Annotated in this window: 20 protein-coding genes and 1 riboswitch; of the genes, 7 read left to right on the top strand and 13 right to left on the bottom strand. The window is 64.9% G+C overall.

The features are described from left to right. Positions 1-378 precede the first annotated feature (378 nt). Complete coding sequence (locus tag ACIPXZ_RS14975) at positions 379-1,335, top strand: hypothetical protein (protein ID WP_400595712.1); 957 nt, start codon at positions 379-381, stop codon at positions 1,333-1,335. 187 nt (positions 1,336-1,522) lie between these two features. On the opposite strand, the gene ACIPXZ_RS14980 is transcribed toward ACIPXZ_RS14975, so the two are convergent. Further along, complete coding sequence (locus ACIPXZ_RS14980; RefSeq protein ID WP_400595714.1) at positions 1,523-2,098, bottom strand: helix-turn-helix domain-containing protein; 576 nt, start codon at positions 2,096-2,098, stop codon at positions 1,523-1,525. A 212-nt stretch (positions 2,099-2,310) separates the two neighbouring features. Next, positions 2,311-2,419, top strand: a riboswitch (SAM riboswitch). Positions 2,420-2,431: 12 nt separating this feature from the next. Here ACIPXZ_RS14980 and ACIPXZ_RS14985 point away from each other — a divergent pair. From ACIPXZ_RS14985 to ACIPXZ_RS15000, 4 genes are all read left to right on the top strand, one after another. Next, positions 2,432-2,731 (top strand): hypothetical protein, encoded by a 300-nt coding sequence (locus ACIPXZ_RS14985; RefSeq protein WP_400595716.1) that lies wholly within the window; start codon positions 2,432-2,434, stop codon positions 2,729-2,731. Positions 2,732-2,782: 51 nt separating this feature from the next. Continuing rightward, on the top strand, positions 2,783-3,877 hold the full coding sequence (locus tag ACIPXZ_RS14990) for a VIT1/CCC1 transporter family protein (RefSeq protein ID WP_400595718.1): 1,095 nt from the start codon (positions 2,783-2,785) through the stop codon (positions 3,875-3,877). 67 nt (positions 3,878-3,944) lie between these two features. Then, the gene (locus tag ACIPXZ_RS14995) at positions 3,945-4,976 is read left to right on the top strand and encodes a YdcF family protein (protein ID WP_400595720.1); all 1,032 of its coding nucleotides are present in this window, start codon (positions 3,945-3,947) and stop codon (positions 4,974-4,976) included. A 133-nt stretch (positions 4,977-5,109) separates the two neighbouring features. Beyond that, positions 5,110-7,317 carry an RICIN domain-containing protein gene (locus tag ACIPXZ_RS15000; protein WP_400595722.1) on the top strand — a complete coding sequence of 736 codons (2,208 nt, stop codon included), beginning with the start codon at positions 5,110-5,112 and terminating at the stop codon, positions 7,315-7,317. A 108-nt stretch (positions 7,318-7,425) separates the two neighbouring features. Here the strand turns inward: ACIPXZ_RS15000 and ACIPXZ_RS15005 are convergent, their stop codons facing one another. Further along, the gene (locus ACIPXZ_RS15005; RefSeq protein ID WP_400595724.1) at positions 7,426-8,463 is read right to left on the bottom strand and encodes a LacI family DNA-binding transcriptional regulator; all 1,038 of its coding nucleotides are present in this window, start codon (positions 8,461-8,463) and stop codon (positions 7,426-7,428) included. Positions 8,464-8,624: 161 nt separating this feature from the next. Beyond that, entirely contained in the window at positions 8,625-10,145 is a 1,521-nt protein-coding gene (locus ACIPXZ_RS15010; protein WP_400595726.1) for a sodium:solute symporter, read from the bottom strand. Positions 10,146-10,317: 172 nt separating this feature from the next. Between ACIPXZ_RS15010 and ACIPXZ_RS15015 the strand changes: the two genes are divergently transcribed. After that, on the top strand, positions 10,318-11,991 hold the full coding sequence (locus ACIPXZ_RS15015; protein WP_400595728.1) for a thiamine pyrophosphate-binding protein: 1,674 nt from the start codon (positions 10,318-10,320) through the stop codon (positions 11,989-11,991). Positions 11,992-12,080: 89 nt separating this feature from the next. Here ACIPXZ_RS15015 and ACIPXZ_RS15020 read toward each other — a convergent pair whose 3' ends face one another. The 10 genes from ACIPXZ_RS15020 to ACIPXZ_RS15065 all read right to left on the bottom strand — a co-directional run bounded on the left by ACIPXZ_RS15020 (position 12,081) and on the right by ACIPXZ_RS15065 (position 22,555). Further along, positions 12,081-14,033 carry a maleylacetate reductase and hydroxyquinol 1,2-dioxygenase domain-containing protein gene (locus ACIPXZ_RS15020; RefSeq protein ID WP_400595730.1) on the bottom strand — a complete coding sequence of 651 codons (1,953 nt, stop codon included), beginning with the start codon at positions 14,031-14,033 and terminating at the stop codon, positions 12,081-12,083. Continuing rightward, positions 14,030-15,019, bottom strand: a complete 990-nt coding sequence (locus ACIPXZ_RS15025) for an amidohydrolase family protein (protein ID WP_400595870.1) — start codon at positions 15,017-15,019, stop codon at positions 14,030-14,032. Before ACIPXZ_RS15025 ends, ACIPXZ_RS15020 begins: the two co-directional genes overlap by 4 nt. A 7-nt stretch (positions 15,020-15,026) precedes the next feature. Beyond that, complete coding sequence (locus tag ACIPXZ_RS15030; protein WP_400595732.1) at positions 15,027-15,632, bottom strand: hypothetical protein; 606 nt, start codon at positions 15,630-15,632, stop codon at positions 15,027-15,029. 36 nt (positions 15,633-15,668) lie between these two features. Further along, positions 15,669-17,117, bottom strand: a complete 1,449-nt coding sequence (locus ACIPXZ_RS15035; RefSeq protein WP_400595734.1) for an aldehyde dehydrogenase family protein — start codon at positions 17,115-17,117, stop codon at positions 15,669-15,671. Between the two features lie 344 nt (positions 17,118-17,461). Continuing rightward, the gene (locus ACIPXZ_RS15040) at positions 17,462-18,238 is read right to left on the bottom strand and encodes an IclR family transcriptional regulator (RefSeq protein WP_400595736.1); all 777 of its coding nucleotides are present in this window, start codon (positions 18,236-18,238) and stop codon (positions 17,462-17,464) included. Positions 18,239-18,306: 68 nt separating this feature from the next. Then, positions 18,307-18,993 (bottom strand): 3-oxoacid CoA-transferase subunit B, encoded by a 687-nt coding sequence (locus ACIPXZ_RS15045; RefSeq protein ID WP_400595738.1) that lies wholly within the window; start codon positions 18,991-18,993, stop codon positions 18,307-18,309. 4 nt (positions 18,994-18,997) lie between these two features. Continuing rightward, the gene (locus ACIPXZ_RS15050) at positions 18,998-19,657 is read right to left on the bottom strand and encodes a 3-oxoacid CoA-transferase subunit A (RefSeq protein ID WP_400595740.1); all 660 of its coding nucleotides are present in this window, start codon (positions 19,655-19,657) and stop codon (positions 18,998-19,000) included. A 419-nt stretch (positions 19,658-20,076) separates the two neighbouring features. Further along, on the bottom strand, positions 20,077-20,244 hold the full coding sequence (locus tag ACIPXZ_RS15055) for a hypothetical protein (protein ID WP_400595742.1): 168 nt from the start codon (positions 20,242-20,244) through the stop codon (positions 20,077-20,079). A 138-nt stretch (positions 20,245-20,382) separates the two neighbouring features. Continuing rightward, entirely contained in the window at positions 20,383-21,876 is a 1,494-nt protein-coding gene (locus ACIPXZ_RS15060) for a DUF5129 domain-containing protein (RefSeq protein WP_400595744.1), read from the bottom strand. Between the two features lie 79 nt (positions 21,877-21,955). Next, complete coding sequence (locus ACIPXZ_RS15065; RefSeq protein ID WP_400595746.1) at positions 21,956-22,555, bottom strand: helix-turn-helix domain-containing protein; 600 nt, start codon at positions 22,553-22,555, stop codon at positions 21,956-21,958. Between the two features lie 91 nt (positions 22,556-22,646). On the opposite strand from ACIPXZ_RS15065, the gene ACIPXZ_RS15070 reads away from it, so the two are divergent. Then, on the top strand, positions 22,647-23,645 hold the full coding sequence (locus tag ACIPXZ_RS15070) for an FAD-dependent oxidoreductase (protein ID WP_400595748.1): 999 nt from the start codon (positions 22,647-22,649) through the stop codon (positions 23,643-23,645). Positions 23,646-23,650: the final 5 nt, after the last annotated feature.

The raw sequence follows: 23,650 nt of genomic DNA on the forward strand, positions 1-23,650 counted from the left end.
CGGCAGGACCCGAATAAACCCACCCCCGCCCACAGGGCCCCCCCCCCCCCCCCCCCAAAAAACCCCCCCCCCCCCCCCCCCCCCCCCCCCCACCCCCCCCCCCCACCCCCCCCCCCCCCCCCCCCCCCCCCCCCCCACCCCCCCCCCCCCCCCCCCGCCCCCCCCCCCCCCCGGGGGGCCCCCCCCCCCCCCGCCCCGCCCCCCCCCCCCCCCCCCCCCCAATAGCTGACTCGGCTGGCGTCGCCGCCGTGGATAGCGGACTCAGGAGCTCTGACGAACAAGTTCCCCTCGGGCACGATCCACAGTTCGCCACGCCGGTTTTTCCACATGGGAGCTCCGGCCGTCCTCCGCGGCTCGTTCATGCCGCAACGTCGCGGTATGAACAGAACACCGGCAGCACTGCTCCCAGACGGACAGGGTCCATGGCTGACTTCGGAGCTCGACCTCCTCGGAATCGGCAAGGACGCACGACGGCGGCTGCTCGCGAACAATGACATCGTCCGCCCACGGATAGGCGTCTTCGCGCCGGCTGAGGAACAACGACGACTCACTCTCAGCGAGCGCGCAGACCGCCGTCTGGCGGCTCATCTCCGCCTGACGCAAAACAAGGAAGATCCCGCCTACATCTACAGCCACACCTCGGCAGCCAGACTCAGAGGTCTGTCCTTCTGGCGCGACAGCCCCCTCATCCATGTCTCATGCCGGAGCAAACCGTGCGCGCGGCGCCTGGGTTCGGACATTCGTACGCATTTCATTCCGGTGCCAGGCACGGACTGGGACATCGTCAACGGTGTCCCGGTCACGACGCTCGAACGCACCATTATCGACTGCGCCAGAATCATGCCGGTGGAAGACGCGCTCATCCTAGCGGATCAGGCGCTGGCCCTTGGGGCCGACCGTCGTCGAATGCACCGGATGCTGGAGAGGCTCACCGGTCACCGAGGCGTGGTGAACGCCCGGATGGTCGTCGATTTCGCCGACCAGAGAAGCCAGTCCGTGGCCGAGTCCCGCTCGCGGCTGCTGTTCCACCTGGAGAGCCTCACGGCCCCTGTACCTCAGATGGCAGTCATGACGCCGCTCGGCTGGCGATATCTGGATTTCGCCTGGCCAGACAGCATGCTGGCCGTCGAGTTCGATGGGGAGGTCAAGTACTTCGGCGAAAAGCCGACGGAACGCGCCCTGTACGAAGAGCGCCTCCGGGAACGTCATCTCATGGAGCTGGGGTGGCGATTCGTCCGGCTGAGCTGGGCGGACCTCGATGACCCGGGAGGAGTGCGCAGACGGATCAAAGCGGCGCTCCGAGCCCAGGATTCTGCAGCCGCGCTACGCAACTGACGGTCTCGCAGCGCCAAGACTCGACACCCGTTCCGGGCTCGCCGAGTCAGCTATTGGGGGCGTGAGTCCGCTGCCCGGGGTAGCTGACTCACGCCCCCAATAGCTGACTCGGCAGGCGTCGGCGCCGTGGATAGCGGACTCAGGGCCCGATTACCGGCGCCTCAGCCATCGATCATGCCGCCACGACTCATGCCGCGGCAGCAGGAACCAGGACCCAGAGGACCTCGACTTCCTCATCGGTGGGGTTCAGCCAGGTGTGCGGTTCGCGACCCGGGAAACTGAGGGTGTCCCCTTCGGAGAGCTCGTACCGTTCGTTGGAGAAGGTGAGCACGATCCTGCCTTTGACCACGTGCAGCACGTCGACGTCGCAGTCGACGGCATACAGCTCCGACTCGCCCTTGCCGCGCGGCTCGATGATGCCTTTGAGCACTTGCAGCCTGCGCTCAGAACGGCCCGTCAGCAGCGTCTCCACGATGCCCTCGCCGCCGAGCGAGATTCTCGGAGCCTCATCCTTGCGGGTCAGGGTCACCTCCGTATCGGCGAAGAGGTCACCGATGTCGACCGAAAGCACCTGGCACAGGGTCACAAGGGACGCCACCGACGGCGAGGTGAGGTCGCGTTCCACGCGGGAGAGGAAGCCCTTGGTCAAGCCCGTCACCTCCGCGACCTGCTCGATCGTCATCCGCTGAGCCTTGCGTGCCGCGCGGATCCTGGACCCGATGTTGATCGGCGCATTGCTCGGCTCGATGGGCAGGGCTTTCATGGCGGCCATTCCTTCTCTGACGGGGCTGCGAAGAACAAGGGAGGTGATCCGGCTCACGGGCAGCATCTGCCTAGGAGTTTAGTACCAGTCACCAGGCCCTGCCTGCCCCGCAACTTCGCGTCGTGAGCTCACCCGTTCACGCAGCGTCACACTGCAGCCCGGACGTCCGGGCGCGGGCCGCGCGACGTCGTCGTGATCTAGAGTAAAGGAAGCTTCACGAGAGGTGGCGCCAAGCTCCGACTGGCCACCCGCCAACCCCATGTTCACGGGTGGCTCGGATGCAGAAGCGGCCCCGTTCCACTGGCGGGGCAAGAGCATTGCCGAAAGGCTTCGATGTCCGTCACCGTCATCCCTTCCGTCGAGCCGCAGAGCGGCCGGGTCACGCTTCACCTCCAGGGCGTGCCGCAGCACTACTTCTGTCCTCAGCCGCACCAATTGCTGGACGCCCTGAGCCGCGCGGTGCGCAGACCTCTCTGGAACGACGGCGCGCTCACCGTACGCGTCGCCGCCACCGGACTGCGGGACGGACGAGCACTGCATTTCCTCTTGCAACCGCTCCCGGGTTTGCGGTCGACCGAAACAACAATCCTCGGTGAACCGGCCGAAAATCCGCGGAATTTCGCGCTAAAGTGAGGGCTGCGCAATGGGGCGCCACCATCATCCCGACCCCAGGAGCCCGTGTTCATGAGCACCCCCCAAGCCTCCGCTGCAGATATCAGACGCTGGCAGCAGTACCTGGCCGACGAACGAGCCGAGGCTTCCGTCTACCGGGAGCTCGCCGCTCGCCGTGACGGTGAGGAGAAGGCGATCCTGCTGTCCCTCGCCGAAGCCGAGGGCCGCCACGAGGCACATTGGCTCAGCCTGCTCGGCGACGACGCCGGCAAGCCCCGCCCGGCCTCGCTGAACAGCCGTTTCCTGGGTTTCCTGGCCCGCCATTTCGGCTCCGTGTTCGTCCTGGCGCTCGCCCAGCGGGCCGAGGGCCGTTCCCCGTACTCCACTGATCCGCACGCCACACCCGCCATGGCGGCAGACGAGCAGATCCACGAAGAGGTGGTCCGGGGCCTCGCCACCCGCGGCCGGGCACGCCTCTCCGGAACCTTCCGAGCCGCGGTTTTCGGGGCCAACGACGGCCTCGTCAGCAACCTTTCGCTCGTCATGGGCATGGCGGCCACCGGCGTGAGCAGCCAGGTGGTGCTCTTCAGCGGCGTCGCAGGCCTGCTGGCCGGAGCGCTGTCCATGGGCGCGGGCGAATATGTCTCGGTCCGTTCCCAGCGGGAACTCCTGGACGCCAGCCGCCCGACCCAGGTCACCTTGGCCGTCGCACCACGCCTGGATCTTGAACACAACGAATTGGTGCTCGTATATCTGGCCCGCGGCATGAGCCGGGAAGCCGCCGAGCACCGGGCCGCCGAACGTCTCGGGCAGTTCAGCTGCGACTGCGACCCCAGCCTGTCCCTCTGGCCGGAGCGCCCGGAACAGGACCAGGACGAACACGAGGAGATCGGCACGGCCTGGGGAGCCGCCTCCTCCAGTTTCTGCTTCTTCGCCTCGGGCGCACTGATCCCCATCCTGCCGTTCCTGTTCGGCATGAGCGGTGTCGGGGCCCTGGTCCTCGCCGTAGTCCTGGTGGGCATCGTGCTGCTGGGCACCGGTTCGGTGGTCGGGCTGCTGTCCGGAACCTCACCGATGAGCCGCGCGCTGCGTCAGCTCTTGATCGGCTTGGGGGCCGCCGGGGCCACCTACGTCCTGGGTCTGCTCTTCGGCGCCACCATCGGCTGAGCCGAGGCCACCGGCGATCGTCCCTGGGCACCTCCTGCGTAGAGTTGCCTGCGGGAGGAAATGATCAATGGACACCATCACCCGAGTCATCGCGGAGAACATCACCACGGTACTCGCCGCTGTCTTCGCACTCGCCGGGGCGTTCAGCATCTGGCGGGACCGGCGACGGCTTCGCAATGGCGTGTTCCTGCTGCTGGCTTTCGGCTTCGCATTGCTGAGCCTCGGCCGGAACGATGAGACGGCGTGGATCCTGCTGCTCAGTGTCCTCCTCGCGCTCCTGGCCGTGCCGGTGCTCGGAGTCTTCCTGGTGGTCAACGGCATCATGATGCTGCGGCGGGAAGGACGGAGCCTGGCCAATCTGCTCTCCCTCGCGGTCGGACTGCTGGTGCTCTTCGCTCCCATGCTTCTGGGAGCCTTGGGGCGTGTCACGAGCCGTCCGGACGCTCCCACCTGGCTCAGCATGATCCCATTCCTGATCTTCGTGCTGGTGGCCTATGTGGGCTTCGTCTTCTCCGCGTTCCTGGTCTACTCCTTCGTCTATGCCCGGACACGGAGCCGCCAGGTCCCCGACTACGTGATCATCCTCGGCTCCGGTCTGATCGGCGGAAAGGTCCCGCCGCTCCTGGCAGGACGCCTCGATAAAGCGATTCAGATCTATCAGCGCTCCCCAGCCGACTCGAAGCCGGTTCTCATCCCCAGCGGCGGGCAAGGACCGGACGAGTCCCGCAGCGAGGGCGAGGCCATGGCCGAGTATCTGCGGGATGCAGGCATTCCCAGCACCGAGGTGCTGACCGAACCTCGCGCGCGGACAACCATGGAGAATCTGGAGTTCTCCCGGGCGCTCATGACGGTTCCGGACCCCGCCATCACCGTTGCCACCAGCAGCTATCACGTGTTCCGAGCCGCCATGTACACCCGCCGGGCCGGGATGAAGGCCATCGTCCGCGGGTCCAGGACCGCCGCATACTTCGTCCCCAGCGCGTTCCTGCGCGAGTTCATCGCTGTGTTCCTGCAGTACAAGTGGATCAACCTCGGCGTCTGTCTCGCGATCGTGCTCGGCTTCCTGGCCCTGCTCTGGGAGTCGAACCAGGGTCTCTGAAGCGGGTGCACTCCGCGGCCCGTCCGCCCCGTCTCTTTCTCTGACGGCCCTTGCCGAAACAGGTTCCCTGCTCAATACTTGCCTTATTGCGCTGAGAATGTTTGCGCAAACATTCCTGGAGAACGGAGACAGCATGTTATTGAGCAAGCGTCTGCCCCTGGCCGCGGTCGCCGGGGTCGCAGCCCTGACGGTCGCCGCCGCGGCATTGTCGGCACCGCCGACAGAGGCATCCGCGGCCGATGGCTACACCGTCACCGTCGGTGGCACCGGCAGCTGGACGACCCCCGACGACACTCCGGCGGCCGGTTACATCGACAAGGACGGCAGCTACTACTTCCAGCAGGCCCACTCCCTCTACGGTTCCACTCAGGAACGCAAGTGGTCGTTCTTCACGGGCTCGACCATGGACACCGCTTCGCTCTCGACCACTCTCACCAACTCGGTCAACCCGTCGAATCCGAATGACTCGAACAAGGACACCACCTGGCGGTGCAACAACAGCCCCACGGGCCTCATCGCGAGCAGCGCACCGAGCACAGCCTCGTACTCCCAACGGAATTTCTGTGATCTGGCAGGTGTCTGGGTGGACCCGGACACCGGGTCCTGGTACGGGCTCGTCCACAATGAGTTCACTCCGCAGCCTTATGGTGACGGCGTCCACTTCGATGGCATCGATCTGGCGGTCTCCACCGATCAAGGGATGACCTGGCAGATCAAGAGCCGGATCATCACCTCGCCCTACGGGACCAGTCGAGGCAACACCACCGATTTCCCGCAGCAGAGCTACTACTACGGCGACGGAGACCCGCGCCTGGTGGTCGACGCCGCGTCCGGGTACTTCTACGTCTACTACGGCTCCCGGGTCGTGGACAAGAACGGCGGCTGGGCCGCATTCCAAGCGCACGTTGCGAGGGCACCGCTCTCCGGGAAGATGGCTGCCGGCAGCTGGCAGAAGTGGTACAACGGGCAATGGAACCAGCCCGGCGTCGGCGGGCAGGAAAGCAATATGGTCCCCGTGTCGACGTCGAACACCACCGGCTACACACCGGCCAGTGCCGAATACTCGCCGAACAACACCGGCAGTGTCGCCCAGCAGGTGGCCGCTGGGACCACTCCCCCGACCTCTCCGCTGTTCGTCATGGACGTCTCCTGGAACGCCTACCTCGGGCTCTGGATCGGCGAGCCGCAAGCCGTCGATCAGAGCGGCAATGCGCCCCAGCAGATCTACGCCACCTCCGACCTCACCACCCAGAAATGGACACTCCTCGGCGACACCGGCGCCTATCACACCGCGTCCTGGTACCGCTGGTTCCTGGACCCGGTCAGTAAGACCAGCTCGTCGATCGTCGGCAAGGACGTGCGGATGTACTGCTCGTTCGGCTGCTCCGGCGGCAAGTCCGGAGAATATGTGAACGTCTCCCTCGGAGGCCCGGCAGCCGCTCCGGTGGACACCAGCAAGGCCTACCAGCTCGGGGCCGGCGGCCGCCTCCTCGCGCAGGCCACCACCGGCACGGCTGTCACGTCCACCACCTCCGACAACGGCCGGGCCGCTTGGCGGTTCACGGCGACCGGCGACGGCGCCTACACCATCACCAACACCAGCACCGGCGCTCTGCTCGGTGTGAATTCGACCGCCAACAGCGGCCGGGCCTGGGGTGCGGCACTGACAGCCGGCAGTCCGGGCACTCCGACAGTGGGGCAGCAGTGGTGGGTCCTCCAGAACCGCTCCTCTGCGAACAATTCCACGGACGGCACCTACCGGATCGTCAACCGCTACAGCGGGCTGGTGATCGCACTGTCCTCTGCAACGGGGCGGCTGGCTGAGACCACTCCGGCACGGTCGTGGACCGACGCCAGCGGCAGCACGGTGGGCGGTTCGCGGACCGCTGACGAGCAACGACTCTCCCTGACGGTGGTCGGCTCGGCCGGGACGCTGGACGGCGCCCACTCCATCAGTTCCGGGGGCCGTTCCGTTGACGATCCCAACCACAGCACGACCGCCGGGACGCAGCTCGTCTTGTGGACCAGCAACACAGGAGCAAACCAGAGCTGGCTGTTCACCTCGCAGACGGACGGTTCGTACACCCTGAAGAACGGCGAGTCCGGGCTCTGCGCGGATGTCTCCGGCGGCTCAACGGCCGCCGGAGCCCAGGTCATCCAGTGGACCTGCATGGGAGGGACGAACCAGCGCTGGACGGTGACTCCGCAATCCGGCGGCAGCTACACGATCACGTCAGTGAAGAGCGGCTTGCTGCTCTCCGCCACAACGAACGCGGACGGGACCGGGCTCACCCAGCAGAGCCCGTCGTCGGGCATGGTGCAATCGTGGTCGATCCTGTGACCTTCCGCTCGTCCGGCGGCTGAAGAAGTCGGACGACGGCGGGGCGGACCCTTCTCCGGGTCCGCCCCGCCGTCGTCCAGGCAGGTCCGCGCGGCAGCGGCGGCACCGTCACCGGCCGGGCGGTGGGGCTGTGGATGCCCTGACCACCAGTTCCGGCAAGGCCGGCACGAAAGGCTCGGTCACAGCGCCATCGATCAGGGCGATGACCTGCTGTGCTGCAGCACGCCCCCGGTCCGCGAAAGGCTGCCTCACGGTGGTGAGGGCCGGCGACGCATACTCGGCCAGGGCGATGTCATCGACGCTGACCACGGAGATGTCCTGGGGCACGCGGCGCCCGGCCTCATGCAGGGCACGAATGACTCCGAACGCCATCTCGTCGCTCGAGACGAACACAGCGGTCACCCCCGGATCAGCAGCGAGTGCGCGCCCGGCCCGGTACCCGGACTCAGGGGTCCAATCCCCGTGCACGACCGGCGGCGGATTGATTCCCCGCTCACGCAGGGCTTCCTGCCACGCCGACAAACGCCATCCGGACTCCAGCCAGTCCTCGTCACCCGAGACATGCCAGACCGTCTCATGACCGAGTTGCAGAAGATGTTCCGTCGCCGAGCGGGCGATCTGGGCCTGTTCCTGTTCGGCGGTGGAACCCGGCCGCCCATCCCGCCCGAGCTGGCTCCTGCCTTCGATCTGCACGGTCGGAGTGCGTTTCATCAACGCGATCATCCCGGGATCCTGCACATCGACGGGGGCGACGATGATGACGCCTTCCGCCCCCTGACGTTCCAGACGCTCGAAGGCCGTGATGAAGGCGGAGGCCGAGGAGTGGTTGGACACGGCGGCCGTGGTCACCGTGTACCCATGTGCGGCGGCGACCATCTCGATCCCGACGCCGATGGCGCTGGAAGAATACTGAGTGGTGGACACGACGATCACTCCGAGCAGGCGGGTACGGCCCGTGGCGAGCGCCGCGGCCGCGCCATGCACCCGGTAGCCGAGCAGATCAACAGCCTCCCGTACCCGGCGTTCAGTGTCCGGGTGCACCTTCTGGCTGCCGGTCATCACACGCGAAACCGTCTGTGCCGAGACTTTCGCCAGCTTCGCCACGTCCCCTTGGGTGGGCACACGGTCGGGGCTGGTTCGAGGCATGACGTCATGCTAGTCGATCCAGCCTCGCCGGCTTTCTCCATCGCCGGCGTGACCGGTCCGCACCGCCGTCGTCGTCTTTAACGCTTCAGGAGCCGCACGAGCAGTAGGCTCGTGCGGCTCCCGAACGGCGTTCCTGAACCGTGGTTCCCGGACGACCGGCCTCAGTGGGCGGGGACGTCCGCTTCCTCGTCGGCGTTGGCGCCGGCCAGGCGTGCGTTCCAGGCCGCCATGACCTTGGCATCGGTGGCAGGGCTCAGCAGCGAAAGCACGACGTAGACGACCGCTGAGGAGATCAGACCGTAGTAGATGGGCTCATTGGCGTAGACGCCGTCCAGCGGAACCTTGGCGTTGATCTCCAGGATGATCATGGTGCCCAGGGTGACCACGGTGCCCACGGCCATGGATGCCGCCGCGCCCAGACCGGTGCCTCGCTTCCAGACCAGACCGCCCAGGATCGAGACCAGCAGGCCGCCGACGAGGATGTCGTAGGCGATGGTCAGCGCTGCGACCACGTCCTTGACCAGGATCGCGAGGATGATCGCCACGACGCCGAGGCCGAGGACCCACAGGCGGTTCTCCTTCACGTCCTCCTCGGGGTTGCGGTCGTGCTCGACGGCGACCTTCTTGCCGAACCAGCCGGCGACGAAGGGTACGACGTCGGTCCGGGCCACTGTCGCCGCGGCGATCAGCGCGCCGGAGGCGGTGGACATCATGGCCGCGACGGCAGCAGCAAGGACCAGGCCGCCGATGGCGACCGGAAGGATGTGCGTGGCGACCTCCGCGTATACGACATCCTTGCCGAGATTCGCGACGTCGATGTTCGGCAGCGCCACGTGGGCGGCCATGCCGATCACGGCGCCGGCCAGACCGTAGAGCACGCAGTAGACGCCGGCAGTGGCGCCGCCCCAGCGGGCGACCTTGGGGGTCTTGGCGGTGAACACACGCTGCCAGATGTCCTGGCCGATCAGCAGGCCGAGCGTGTAGACCACGAAGTAGGTGACGATCGTCTGAACACCGATGCCGTCCCACTGGAAGAACGAAGCGTCCACACGCTGCTTGATGCCGTCCCAGCCGCCCGCAGCGTTGAGGGCGAAGGGCAGCATGAGGAAGAAGACACCGATGGTCTTGATGAAGAACTGCACCTGGTCGGCCAGGGTGATGGACCACATGCCGCCGATGGTCGAGTAGATCAGGACGATCGCGCCGCCGATGGCGATGGCGATCCAGCGCTCCCAGCCGAAGAGCACCACGAAGATGGTGGCATAGGCGCTGGTGGAGGTGGCGCAGAGCATGAGGGTGTAGGCCAGCATGACGATGCCGGAGGTCTGCGTGGCACGAGTGCCGTAGCGCAGCGTCAGCATTTGGGAGACCGTGTAGATCTTCAGCTTCTGGATCATGCCCGCGAAGAGCAGGCTGAGGAGCAGAACGCCGACGCCGATCGCGACGACGAGCCACATGCCGGAGATGCCGAACTTGTAGCCCAGGCCGACGCCGCCCACCGTGGAGGCGCCGCCGAGGACCACTGCGGCCATGGTGCCGGTGTAGAGCATCGGGCCGAGGCGGCGGCCTGCGACGAGGAAATCGCTGTTGTCCTTCGTGCGGGACTTGCCCCAGAAACCGAAGGCCAGCATGGCCACGAGATAGAGGATCACGATCCCCGAATTGATGATGTTTCCGTCCATGGTGAACCTTACTCAAAGGGTGGTGCGCTGGGTCACGGATGCGCGTGACGACTGACACAAGGGTAGATTTCGCCTGGAGCATAAGTCAACTAATCAGCAACAACAGGTGCATATTAGAAAACTATGACTACGATGGTGTTGCGTACGTCACCGAAGCCACAAGGGGAGAACAATGCCGGCAGAGCAGAACATCGGCCGCAACGGCGGAGACCTGGTCGTGGAAACGCTCCAGGAGCTGGGCGCCCAGACCGTGTTCGGGATCCCCGGCCAGCATGCCTTGGGACTCTTCGATGCCATGGGACGCGGCAGGCTGCATTTCGTCTCGAGCCGCATCGAGAACAATTCGGCCTTCGCCGCCGACGGCTACTCCCGGGCCACCGGCGCGCCGGGCGTGCTCTTCCTGTCCACCGGCCCGGGCGCCCTCACGTCCCTGGCAGGGCTCCAGGAGGCATATGCGACAGGCGTGCCGATGGTGGTGGTCGCCAGCCAGATCCCGACAGCGGGCCTTGGGGCACGACGCCGCGGAATGCTTCACCAGCTCGATGAGCAGCGACTCGCTGCGGCCCAGGTCAGCAAGAGCCAGCGAACCGTCCAGCACGCTTCGGCGATCCCCTCCGCGCTTCAGGAGGCCTGGACGGAAGCTCTCACGGCGCCCCAGGGTCCGGTCTGGGTGGAGGTCCCGCAGGACATCCTCCTGGAGCCTGTGGCCATCCCGCCCGTCCGGGACGTCGCGGTCCGGATCCCGGCCCTACCCGCTCGATCCGAGCTGATCGATGAGGCCGCCCGCCTGCTCGGCAGCGCGTCCCGGCCGCTGATCATCGCCGGCGGCGGCGCGCGCCGAGGCCGCGCCGAGGCCGCGCTGCTGGAACTCGCCGAAGCACTGGACGCCCCCGTCATCTGCTCCCCCGGCGGCAAAGGCGCCTTCCCCTGGGAACACCCGCTCTCCTTGCAGTCCTGGATTGAAGACGTGCACATGACAGAGCTCGCGGAGGACGCAGACGTCCTGCTGGCCATCGGCACGTCCCTCGGCGAAGTCACCTCCAACTACTACACACTCGCCCCGCGGGGACACGTGATCCAGATCGACGCCGAAGCCCGGGTTCTCGAGTCCAACCACCCCGCGCTCGGCATCCATGCCGACGCGGGCCTGGCGCTCCCGGCCCTGCGGGACGCGGTTGCGGCTTCGCTCGCAGGGCGCGACGCCCTCCGGGACTGGCACGGCCGCACCCCGCAAGAGGTCGTGGCCGCGGCGTTGGCCATCGTAAAGACCCGGCTCGCCTCTCAGGATCTCGGACACGAGCTCGGCTATCTGAGCTCCATCCGCGCCGCCGTCCCGGACGGAATGCAGACCTTCTGGGACATGACCATCGCCGCGTACTGGGGCTGGAGCTGCTGGGACGCACGGCAGGGCGGATTCCACTCTGCGCAGGGCGCCGGAGGCATCGGCTGGGCCTACGGTGCGGCGATCGGTGGTGCCGTGGGCCTCGGCGAGCGGGTGCTCGCCGTCTCCGGCGACGGCTCAGCGATGTACTCCATCTCTGAGCTGGCCACCGCCCGGCAGCACGATGCACCGGTGACCTGGCTCATCACGGACGACGGCGGCTACGGCATTCTGCGCGAGTACATGGAGGGCGCTTTCGGCCAGGCGACGGCCACGGAGCTGACCCGTCCCGATTTCGTCGCGCTGGCCGAATCCTTCGGTGTCCCCGCCCGCCGCGTCGCCGCGGAGGACGTCGAGGAAGCGCTCCGCAACGCTCTGGCCTCGGACGGCCCGAACGTCGTCGTCGTGGACACCCACTTGCGCATGTTCGCACCGACTCATCTGGACCGTCCGACGACGCTCTGAACGCTCCAGCCCTCGCGAGACGGCACTTGATCACAGTGCCAGGAGCCCTGACCATGATCAACTGCCGTCTCGCGAGCGAGCCGGTCGTCTTATCCGGCGGAACCCAGGGTGAAGTCATACTTCAGGAGATACCACGGCCTCCCCAAGGCGCGCCCATCAGGAGTGGCTCCGGTCTGTTCAAGAAATTCCACAACAAGTTCCGGTTTCACTCCAAACACCGTGTCGGAGTCCAAATAGGCCCCTCCTGCTACGAACAGTTGTGTGACCAGGCGGTGAAAACCCGGAGCGCTGATCATGAAGTGCACATGAGGCGCCCGGTACGGATGCCTGTTCGTTGCACGGAGCAGGGCTCCGACTGGGCCATCCGTGGGAATCGGATACTCGCACGGTTTGATGGACCAGAACTTCACCGAACCGTCATGGGCACTCTCGAATCGAGCCCGCAGCACCGGCCCATCGAGGTCGGGAAGCTGCAGGTCATAGAAGCCCTCGTCGTTACTTTGCCACACGTCCACGACTGCACCGGCGATGGGGGCCCCGGAGCGGTCCAGAATTCGCACATCGACCCACAACGGATCGCCCTCCATGGGCCCGGCGATGTCGCTGCCCAGCGGAGTCTGTGGTGGCCCCTCAGTGTAAAAAGGGCCGAGCACCGCCGATGGCGTGCTCTGCGGCGTCCGCGAGTTCGTCAGAGCGTCCACCACACTCGAGATTCCCAACACGTCAGAGAGCAGTACCGTCTCCTGTCTCACATCCGAGCTCATCTGTCCGACCTTGGTCAGAAAATCGATCGCAACCGTCCATTCATCCTCAGAGATGCCCTCCTCGCGGACGAAAGCGTGCAGGTGACGAACCAGGCCCGTCAGCTGCGAGCGCAATCTGGAATCAGCGGCCTGTGCGAAACTCGCAGTCACCTCCTGAGTGAGCCTGTCCAGATCAGGCTCACTCAAAGGATCGGATGGCCGCTTTCCGTTGATTGCCGCTTCAAGCACCTGACGCACTCCTTCGGGGGTCACCGGACGAGGATTGGGGTACTCGGCCCGTATCGCAATCGCGACCGCACGTTCGATGTCTTCCGGCGCAAACCCCAGTCCGGCCAGCGAGTCCGGTGGGCCTGCCAAATGAGCAAGGTCCCAGAGTTTGGCCGGCACGTCCTGGGTCTTCAGTGCTTCGGCCAAAGCACCAATCACATGAGGGATCGACGTCGCGTTGAAGGCCACCACATACGGCAGCACTATCGCGTGAGTCGCAGCGTGCGGAAGACCAAAACTCCCGCCCAACACATGGCACAGTTTGTGGTGCAGACCCATCCCGACGAGTCCAAGACAGCTGCCGGCCAACCAGGCTCCCTCCAAGAGAGAGACCCGCGCGACCACGTCCCGAGGCGCTTCAAGGAGCACCGGGAGCGCCGACCCGATCAGTCCAATAGCTCGCAAGGCGGTATCGAACACTGCCGGAACAGCAGTTGGCGCGTACAAGGCCTCGACAGCGTGTGCCATGGCGTTGAGGGCACTGTTCACTGTCAAAGACAGAGGCATGTCAAGGGTCAGATCGACATCGTAGAGCACGACGTTCGGCAAGATCTCCGGCGCGGAGATGGTGGTTTTGACCCCATCTTCGGTCTCGCCGAGAACTGGCGTCGCTTCCGAGCCCGCATAGCTGGTAGGAATGACGACCGTCGGCAGCCCAGTCTCTCGTCCAAGAGCCTTCGCCAAGCCCGTAGCACTGCCGCCGCCCAGCGAGACGATGCAGTCGACGCCTGATTCGGTGGCAACGTTCAAGGCCTGTGCCGTGACGTGCTTCGGCGTGTGCATCTCGGCCCCCTCGAATCGCGCCACAAGCAACGACCCGAGATGCCGTTCGAGTTGGTCGAGGCCGGCCGATGTCCGGCCCCCACTGACGAGGATCGCCCTCGACACCCCGAGCAGACGCAGTTCCTCAGCGATCCGCGCAATACAGCCCGGTCCGAAGACCACCTTCGAATTCGCTGTCTCCCGGATGAAGCTCCATTCATCCGGGCTCACACCGATCGGGCCGATCACCGGGCTCGTCCAGCGGGGAGACGAAGCAACGCACGGGCGTTATCGCTGCCGATCTTGCGTCGATCACGTTCGCTGATAGATGCGGCATCGAACCAATCGGAGGCATGGTCCACATTCTCGAAGGGCCAGTCTGTCGAGAACAGAATTCGGTCGGCTCCGACTTCCAACATCGCGTCTACTAGCGTCTGCGTCCGGAAATTGCCCGACGTCGTGAGATAGAAGTTCTGTAAGAAGTATTCACCGATGGCCCGCTCCGCGGCGTACCCGGCTTTCTGCCCGATCCACGCGTTGTGATGATCGACCCGCCACATGCTGTATGGCAGTCCTTCACCTAGGTGTCCGAGGATGACTCTGGCAGTCGGGAATCTGTCGAAAATACCCGAACCCATCAGCCGCAAAGCATGAACCGCGGTCTCCTGTCCGAAAGCCCAGGCTGGCCCGAGAAGCCATTCATGTCCCTGATAGATCGCCGCGTCGCGTGTCAAAGGATTGCGAGGATGAAGGTAGAACGGCACTCCGAGGTGCTCCAACTGTGCCCAGAAGACGTCGTAGTCCGCCGTGTCGTAGTAGCTGATGGTGCCGTCGTGACGCTCGGAGAACCCATTGACCAGTGCTCCGACAAAGCCCAGATCGTTGACCGCTCTGGTCAGTTCCTCGGCTGCGAGCTCGGGGTCCTGCATCGGCAAGGCGGCAAACGACCGGAAACGTGTCGGGTTACCCGCCACGTACTCCGCGAAAGTGTTGTTGGCGCTCCGTGCGAGCTCCACAGCCTTCCCAGGATCTGGAACAGCCTGTACTGCCGGCGAGTTCAACGACAGCACCGTGATGTCAATACCGTGCTCGTCCATGAGCGCAAGCCTGCGACCATGCACATCCAGCAGTCTCGACCTCAGCTCCGACCAATGGGTAGGTGGTGCGTATTGGCGGGAATCCTCCAGAGTCGATTCCAGCGCGACATGCTCTTCGAGAGCAACTTTTCCGAACACGGCTGCATCACGCTCCGACTGTTTGTTGTTGTTCGGCAACAAGGCGTGCCGAGCGGTCCGGGTTGTAGAGGAGTCCAAGGTGTCCGGCGAAGATCATGTGCCAGAGAAAGATCGCCAACGGTAAACGCCACCCCTTGCCAAAGGAGAGAAATCCCAGATGAGCTTCCGGAACGTAGATCTGCGGCGTCACGAATCCGATACTGACGAAGGTGAGGACGGCACCGAAAACAAGCGCCTTGCCGAAATTTCCGAACCCCTCGCCTTTGAAGGGCAACACAGGGTGCAGGAGCAAGCCGAAGACGAAGGTGAAGGCGATGCCGTTCAGGTAGTGCATGAACTGCCCCACCGCGTACCTCTCAGCGCTGCCTTCAGCGCTCTCCGGGGCGCCCAACCGACCGTTGTGCTGCGGCCAAGACAGCTCCGGAAGCCCAATGATCGGCATGAAGTACGCGAGCATCGTGGCCATTTGAATCGCCACGAAACCGGTCACCAGCAATGCTCCAACGGGATGCCGGCCAGACCAGAGGAACCACCGGTCTGCCGGCCGCACCACATCGCCGTTTGCTCTCCCAAGGCCTTGCTGAATGCTGTTCTCAGCTGTCATGAAGCTCACTCCCGGTCTCCTGATGATCGTGCTTACGATTCCTCGTCAGTGCTCGTCCGACACCTGGTGCACCAGGTGCTTGATGTGCTGAAATTCCTCCAACGCGCGTTTTCCGTTCAGACGGCCTATGCCGCTGGATTTAAAACCACCTTCTTCGAACTGATCGTTGACCTGCCCCCAGGTGTTGGTCCACACCGTGCCTGCATCGATCCTCCGTGCGACACGCAATGGGCGGTCCACATCCCTCGTCCACACGCTGGCGGCGAGCCCATACTCGGTCGCGTTGGCTTTCGCGATGGCATCGGCCTCGTCCGTGAAAACCTCGAAAGTTCCCACCGGACCGAACACTTCCTGCTGCACGAGAGGAACCGCAACGTCCTCGATTTCGAGCAATGCCGGCCTGTAGTAGGCGCCCTTCGCGAATTCCGGCTCAGTCGGGCGCCCGCCTCGGACAATTGGAACAGCGTACGAGAGCGCGTCTTCGACGAAGGTCTCCACCCTGTCTGCGTTCGCGATATCGATCATCGGGCCCATATCGCTCTCGGGAGAGTCACCTGGTCCGATCCTCACTTTCGACAACGAGGCAGCGAGTCGTTCACGAAGCTCAGCGGCGATCGGCTGGTGTGCGAGGATCCGGCTCCCTGTCATGCAGAACTGTCCGGCAAAGGTGGTGATGGCCTTGGTCAGAACGGGGACAGCCGCGTCCAGATCGGCATCCTCGAACACGATCATCGGAGTCTTTCCGCCAAGCTCAAGTGAGACCGGCAACAGTGCTTCCGAGGCTTCCCGCATGATCGTCCGGCCAACACGGGTGCTTCCGGTGTAGCTGATGACGCCCACTCGAGGGTCCCGCAACAAGACGGGAGCTCCGGTGTTGCCGGATTCCGTGAAGACATTCAGTACACCGGCAGGCAGGCTATTTGATGCGGCGATCGTCTCGGCGATGAGACCGTTCAGCAGTCCGGTCTGCCCTGGCAGTTTCATCGCGACGGTGCAACCGGCCGCAAGCGCCGGGGCGTATGAGCGAATCGACAAAACCACCGGGGAGTTCCACGGGACGATCACCCCGGCGACTCCGATGGGCTGGCGGAGCGAGAACGAGTACGTGTCCGGACGGACCTCCGACGCTGCACCCATGTCACTCAGAGCAAGCCCGGCGTAGTACCGCAATTTCGGTATCGCCAGCGATACCTCGAAAGCGGCTTCGCCCAGAACCTTTCCATTCTCGACGGCGAGCGCCCTGATGATCTCGTCCTGACGGGCTTCCAGAGCATCAGCGATTTCGAACAGTGCGCGGGCTCGAAGCTCCCGATCATGTGCCCAGCGCGTCTCGCGGAAAGTCCGCTCCGCCGCGGTCACCGCCGCCCGGGCCTCGTGCTCGCCGCCATCGGCATACTGCCCCAATACCCGGCTGTCTGCTGGACTCAGCGAGTCACTGATGGTCTCACTGCCGACCCATTCACCATCGATGAAGTGCTGCGCTGGCTGCCTCATGACACGTCTCCTCATCCACAACGAATACCGCTTATCAATGTGAAGTGAGTTTATGCATAGTGAATTTGACTTGTCTACAGAACATCCGGTTCACGGAGGTACCCCTCATGAGCTGCTCGGCCATCACAGAGCCTCCGACGAAGTCTCTTGGTCGGGCTGGACCGGGATACTCGCGCCTTCGTGACTTCAGCAGCAATGCCGGCTTCGAGCGCACACGTTTACTCCACGACCGGCCGCGGTCAAAGTCCACAGCCACGGGAACGGGATCGTTCACCGCGTGAAAACACAACCCTCAAGCCGGTTTTGGGACGGCATAGGTCAGACTCCTGTGGAGAGCGAAGACGTCAGAAGGTCCCGGGCGTTCCAATGCTGCCAAGACTCTGACTGATCCGTTCGACCTCGCCACGCAGTTCATGTCCCACCTGGAGCAGATCGTCAGCGGAGATCTCTCCGGTCGGCATCGCCGTTGCAATCACAATCGGCAGTGCCATGACATCGGCGACCACGGCCGCCGCGATCGACGTGACCCCAGGAATCATCGCGTCGGTGGTGACTGCAAGACCCGTGGTCAGCACTTCGTCGATCACTCCCTGCATCTCTTCACGAGAAGCGATGCCCTCAGCCTTGAGCGCGCGCTCGACCATTGCGACTGGCAGGTGCGCCATGAATGCGCGTCCCACGGAGGACGAAGCGATCGGCAAGGTGGCTCCAACACGAACAGTGATCGGTAACGCGTAACTGCCATAGTGCCAGCGCACAATGGTCGGCCCGCGGTCGCCCCATACCGCGAGATTGACGGCGTGACCAGTCCTGTCTCTCAGCCCTGGAAGATATTCTGCGACAACCTCGACGTCGTCCATGCGACGCAGGGATTCGATGCCCAGCCGTCGCAGTCCTGGCCCCAGATCGTAGCGTCCGGTTCCAGGCGACTGAGCCACCAAGCCGGCCCGTCCGAGACTGACCAGATATCTGTGCACCTTGCTCGTAGCCATGTCGCTCGCCTTGGCAATCTGATTTAGCGTCATCGCGCCCCGCCCTGCCTCCAAAGCTTCCAGTACCGTCATCGCTATTTCGACGGACTGAATCCCTTGTCGCTCATCGCTCGGCACTCGCTCAATCATCTGCCGATGCTATCCGGGATCGTTGGTGGCGGCCATCCTCCACCCTCGCGGTGACCTAGTGATTCAGCTCAGGCTGGGTTGAGGGCCGGTATCAGCGGGACCGGCACCAGATCCCTCAGTTCTTCGAAGGTGCATCCGAAGGTCTCTCGCACCACCACACCACCGGCACCCAGGAGGAACACCGCCCGGTCTGTATAGACCCGTGTCACGCACTCCACTCCGGTGAGCGGATAGCTGCACCGTTCCACCAGCTTGGACGTACCCTCCCGCGTCAATAGGTTCATCATCACGAACACCTCCTTTGCACCCGTGGCCAGGTCCATGGCCCCGCCCACAGCAGGGATCGCATCCGCGGACCCGGTATGCCAGTTCGCCAGATCCCCGCCCGCGGACACCTGGAACGCACCCAGAACACAGATGTCCAGATGACCCCCGCGCATGATCGCGAACGAATCCGCATGATGGAAATAAGATGCCCCTGGCAGCTCCGTCACCGGGATCTTGCCCGCATTGATCAGATCACCATCGATCCAACCACCCCGGGCAGCCGGCCCCATCCCGAGCATCCCGTTCTCCGTATGAAGCGTGACATCCTGCTCCGCAGTGAGATGGTCCGACACCAGGGTCGGCTGACCGATCCCCAGATTCACAAAAGACCCCGGGGCGATGTCCCGGGCCACCAAGGCAGCGAGCGCATCACGGCCAAGCGGTTCGGGATCCGTCTTTGGAACGGACGACGCCGGTAGTGCAGTCATGCTCTCAGCCCACCTTCACGATGCTGTTGACGTAGATTCCCGGGGTGATCACGCTCTCCGGATCCAGTCCCCCGACTGCGACGATCCTTGGCACCTGCACGATCGTGTGTTTCGCTGCAGCAGCCATGATCGGCCCGAAGTTCCGTGCCGTCTTGCGATAGACCAGATTGCCCTTCCGGTCCGCCGCATGAGCCTTGATGAGCGCGAAATCAGCAGGCAGAGCGCTCTCGAAGACCTGCCACTTCCCGTCCAGAAAACGCGTCTCCTTACCTTCCGCCAGCATGGTGCCATAACCGGTAGGGGTGAAGAATCCTCCGATCCCGGCCCCCGCGGCCCGGATCCGCTCTGCCAGGTTCCCCTGGGGCACCAGTTCCAGCTCGATCCGCCCTGCACGGTATTTCTCATCGAAGTGCCAGGAATCGGACTGCCGAGGGAAAGAACAGATCATCTTCTGTACCCGCCCCTCCTTGATGAGCAACGCCAAACCCTGATCACCTTGTCCGGCATTGTTGTTGACCACGGTCAGCCCCCTCGCCCCGGACTCCAGCAGCGCATTGATCAACTCGAAAGGCTGACCAGCATTCCCGAAACCGCCGATCATCACAGTGGAGCCGTCCTGGACCCCGGCCACGGCCTCCGTGACCGTCTTTGGAAAACGCAGCATCTCAGCCCTTCACCCCAACGCTCTCCAACACGACAGCGAGTCCTTGCCCGGCCCCGATGCACACGAACACCTGCTTCACATGCCCTCCTCATCCATCCTGTCGTCGGTGGATTCGGCAGCACCAAACCCTCCACCGGTCCGAAACCGTCCTGCCCTGGCATGCCGACGGAGCCTGCACCCTTGCAATGTGAACCATGTTTGCATCAAATGTTCAAATATTGAACATCTACCTTCTCGCGGGCCACCCGCCCACACTTCCTGTCAGAAAATACGCATCTCAGCTGGCACACGCCTCGGCGGTGCCCCGGGGAAGCCCTTTAACGCCGTCGGCCCCGGTGTGAACGACAACTGTCTGTGACCACAGCGTGCCGCTTCCGGGGCTGACAACGGGATAGTAAAAGGGCGTCTGTCGATGGGCATCATCCTCCCGATCCGGGGAGTGTCCAGGTGTGGGCCGCGTCCGTCCCGTGGCCGAGGCTCAACAGCATCCGAGCGACGTCGTCGACGTTGGTGATCGACGCGAGCGCGCCCACCACGATTCCGGCGGCGGCCGCGCCGAGGACGCTCAGTGCAATCCTGGTTCCCATGCCGCCACCTCCGCTCGGATCCCTGCCATCAGGCCCCGGACCGGCTGCTCCGGCCCGTAGCATCCACTGTCCTCCCGCAAGATGGGACGAGCCTTTCCGCTGCCTGGGGTCAGACTGGGAATCCGCGCCGCGCGGTCCTCAGAAACTGGACGAACTCCCCGAACCGGAGAAGCTTCCCCCACTGGAGCCGTATCCGGTGCTGCTTCCGGACGAGGAGGACGAGCTCCGGGAGGAATCGACGGCTTGCCGCCCGGCATCGATCCCGTACCCGAAGTTCATGACCGAGATGATCGGGACCCGCGGGTACGCGATATCCACGATGCTGCCGTTGTAGCGCCGGACATCACGGTGCCCTTCGGATGCGGTCTGCATCTTCTCCCGCATCAGTTCCGCCTCACGCGTTGAGCGGGTGTTCTCCGCGATGACCGCATCGGCATGCTGCTGGAGCAGCTCTGCGGTCTTCTCCCGCTCCGCCTTGAGGGCGTCCAGCGCCGCATCCGGAGTGACGCTCCGGTCATCCAAACCGGCTTCGAGTCCGGAGATCCGTTCGAGAGCGGCAGCAGCGTAGGCGCGCAGGGCGGCCGCTGTTTCCAGCTTCGAACCGGCCCCGCCACGCTCGAGCATGTCCCCCATCTCCGAGAGTTCCTTGGCCAGTCCGCCGGACTGATTCCGCCAGGCCTCCCGCCAGCTCGAGTTCAGGTTCAACAGAGAATTGGAGTCCGCGATGGCGTCGTCGAGGCCGTCCAAGGTTTCCGCCAGCTCCTGGAATCGCGCCGCCTCCGAGACGTTCGTCGCCACGGAACGTTCCTTGGGGCTCAGGACCGAAAGCCGTTCACGGAGCCCCGTCGCCTCCCGCAGCTTCTCCTCCAGCGTGTGCCAGCGTTCCAGGACCCTGGCACCGTAGGCGGATGACTCGGGAATGGTCGAGGCGTTCAGCTCGGTCTCCTGAAGCTGGAGGGTGACCGAGGCGTAGGAGCGGTCCCCTGCTTCGAAGGCCTCTGCGAACTTGCGACGGTTGTTGGCGCGCACGCCGGCCCAGATGCCACCTCCCACCAGCGCGGCGCCTCCCGCGATCCCGCCGGTCCACAGCGTGGCGGGCGCCAGATACCAGGGCCGTCCGATCCGGGACGCGGCAGAACGGACCCCGGCGATCGTGCCGTCCGTCCACTGAGCTTGGCGGAAGAGTTCCTTCGTGTCGTTCTGAATGGCCGTCTGTTCGTCGAGAGGGATCTTCCGGTCCTCGCCGAAGTAGGTGCCCACATGGCGTCCCGTGGTGTCGAGCGCGAAGACGAACAGGCCGTCGGCCCACTTCTGGCCGTCGGCGGTGATCCATTCGGGGTGCTTGCTCCGCGCGAAGCGGAGCACTTCTTCGTTGATGCTGTCCGACTTGCTCCCGGCCCTGGTGAAGATCACCACCTTGGTGGGCTGATAGAACGAGATCTTCTCCACTGCCGATTGGAGCTGCGGCAGGTACAGGGCATGGGCGGTGTCCTCGACCACGATGTCCACGGGCGCGTCGGCCCTGGCCGGGGCCGCGGTGGCGAGCACGGGAATCACGACGGCGACGACGCCGAACAACAGAGCGGTCACCGCCCGGGCCGCGCGGAGCGTGAATGTCGCTGACCGTCTCATGATGTCCCCTTACAGATGCGGTGTCGTGACAGCGCCAGCCTAGCGCGCCGCTCGGACGATCCGGTCTGCCTCCGCCTGCTCAGTCGAGGAACTCGCTGACATGCACCCGCTCCCCTGCCGCGCTGAAGATGCCCAGGAACTCCGTGGCGCGGGCTCCTGCGGGGCCGAACCAGTGTGGGGTCGTGGTATCGAATTCGGCGGCTTCGCCCGGTGCCAGCCGGTACTCCTCACGGCCGAGCACCAGGCGCAGCTCCCCTGCGATCACATAGAGCCATTCGTGGCCCGGATGCACTCTGGTCATCGGCTCAGCAGGGGCGGCCGCTCCGTGGAGCACGTGTTTGTAGACGTACATGCCGTTCTCGCCGCGGCTGAGGGGCAACATGGTCCGGCCCGGTTCATGGATCGGCTTGATATGCACCCGAGGGTCGCCGACCGCAGGGGCACCCACCAGCTCATCCAGAGGAAGCCGGTAGTGCTTCGCCAAGGGGTACAGCAACTCCAACGAAGGTCTCCGGATCCCGGATTCCAGCCGGGACAGAGTGCTCAGCGAGATCCCGGTGTCCGCGGAAAGCGTCTCCAGCGTCAGCCCTCGCGCCTCGCGCAGCGCTCTGAGCCTCGGACCCACCGACCCCAGCAGGCGATGCAATTCCCCCGGGTCTTCTTTCTCGTGATCAGCCATGGACTCAACTTTGCCATAACGGCAAAGTTGTTTGCTCAATCATTGCAACTAAACGAGAATCTTTCTCACCAAAAGGTCTCAAGGAGGAAACATGGACGGAAAACCGTACGACGCGGTCATCGTCGGCGGAGGACCTGCCGGACTGGGAGCGGCAATCGCCCTGGCACGTTCGCTGCGCTCCGTGCTGGTGGTCGACGCCGGACAGCCACGCAATGCCCCCGCAGAAGGCGCACACAATGTGCTCGGCCACGAGGGCATCTCTCCCCTGAAGCTGCTGGAGGAAGGACGCCGGGAGGCTCTGGCGTACGGCGTGCGGTTCCTTTCCGGAGAGGCCACCACCGCGGCGCACGACGACGGCGCCTTCAGCATCGGCGTCGTGGTCCAGGACGGTGAGCCCGCCGTCGTCGTCCGTTCGCGCCGCCTGGTGCTCGCCACCGGACTCGTCGACGTCCTGCCCGACGTGGACGGACTGCACCGAGGATGGGGGCACAGCATGCTGCATTGCCCGTACTGCCATGGCTGGGAGGTCCGCGGGCAACGGATCGGGATTCTGGCCTCCGACGCCCGGGCCGTCCACCAGGCGCTCCTCTTCGGACAGCTCAGCGACGCTGTCACGGTGCTGCCAGGCTGGACGGACCAGGCATCTGGTGCTCCCGGGGTTTCCTGGGCACCAGGGGACGAGGCAGAGCTTCTGGAAGCTGCCGGCGTCGGGCTCGCCGGTTCGCCCGTGACGCGGTTCGAGTTCGCCGGACAGGAGCTGAGCGCCGCCGTGCTGCAGGACGGGACCCGCCTGGAACTGGACGCCCTCGCGGTCGCTCCGGTCTTCGCGGCCCGCACCGGCCTCTACGAACAACTGGGCGGCGAAGCGGTTGAGCATCCCATGGGTGTCATGATCCCCTCTGATCCGATGGGCAAGACGGAGGTGCCCGGCGTATGGGTGGCCGGCAATGCCCAGAACCTTGCCGCCATGGTCTCCGTCGCATCCGGTTCGGGGGTCCAGGCCGGGGCCGGGGTCAATGCAGAGCTGGCGATGCACGACGCGCGAGCCCGGATCGCCACCCCGAAGCCGGCACCGGCTGGACTCAGCTGAGCCCC

The organism is Arthrobacter sp. NPDC090010 (assembly GCF_044748305.1).
Classification (GTDB): Bacteria; Actinomycetota; Actinomycetes; order Actinomycetales; family Micrococcaceae; genus Arthrobacter_E.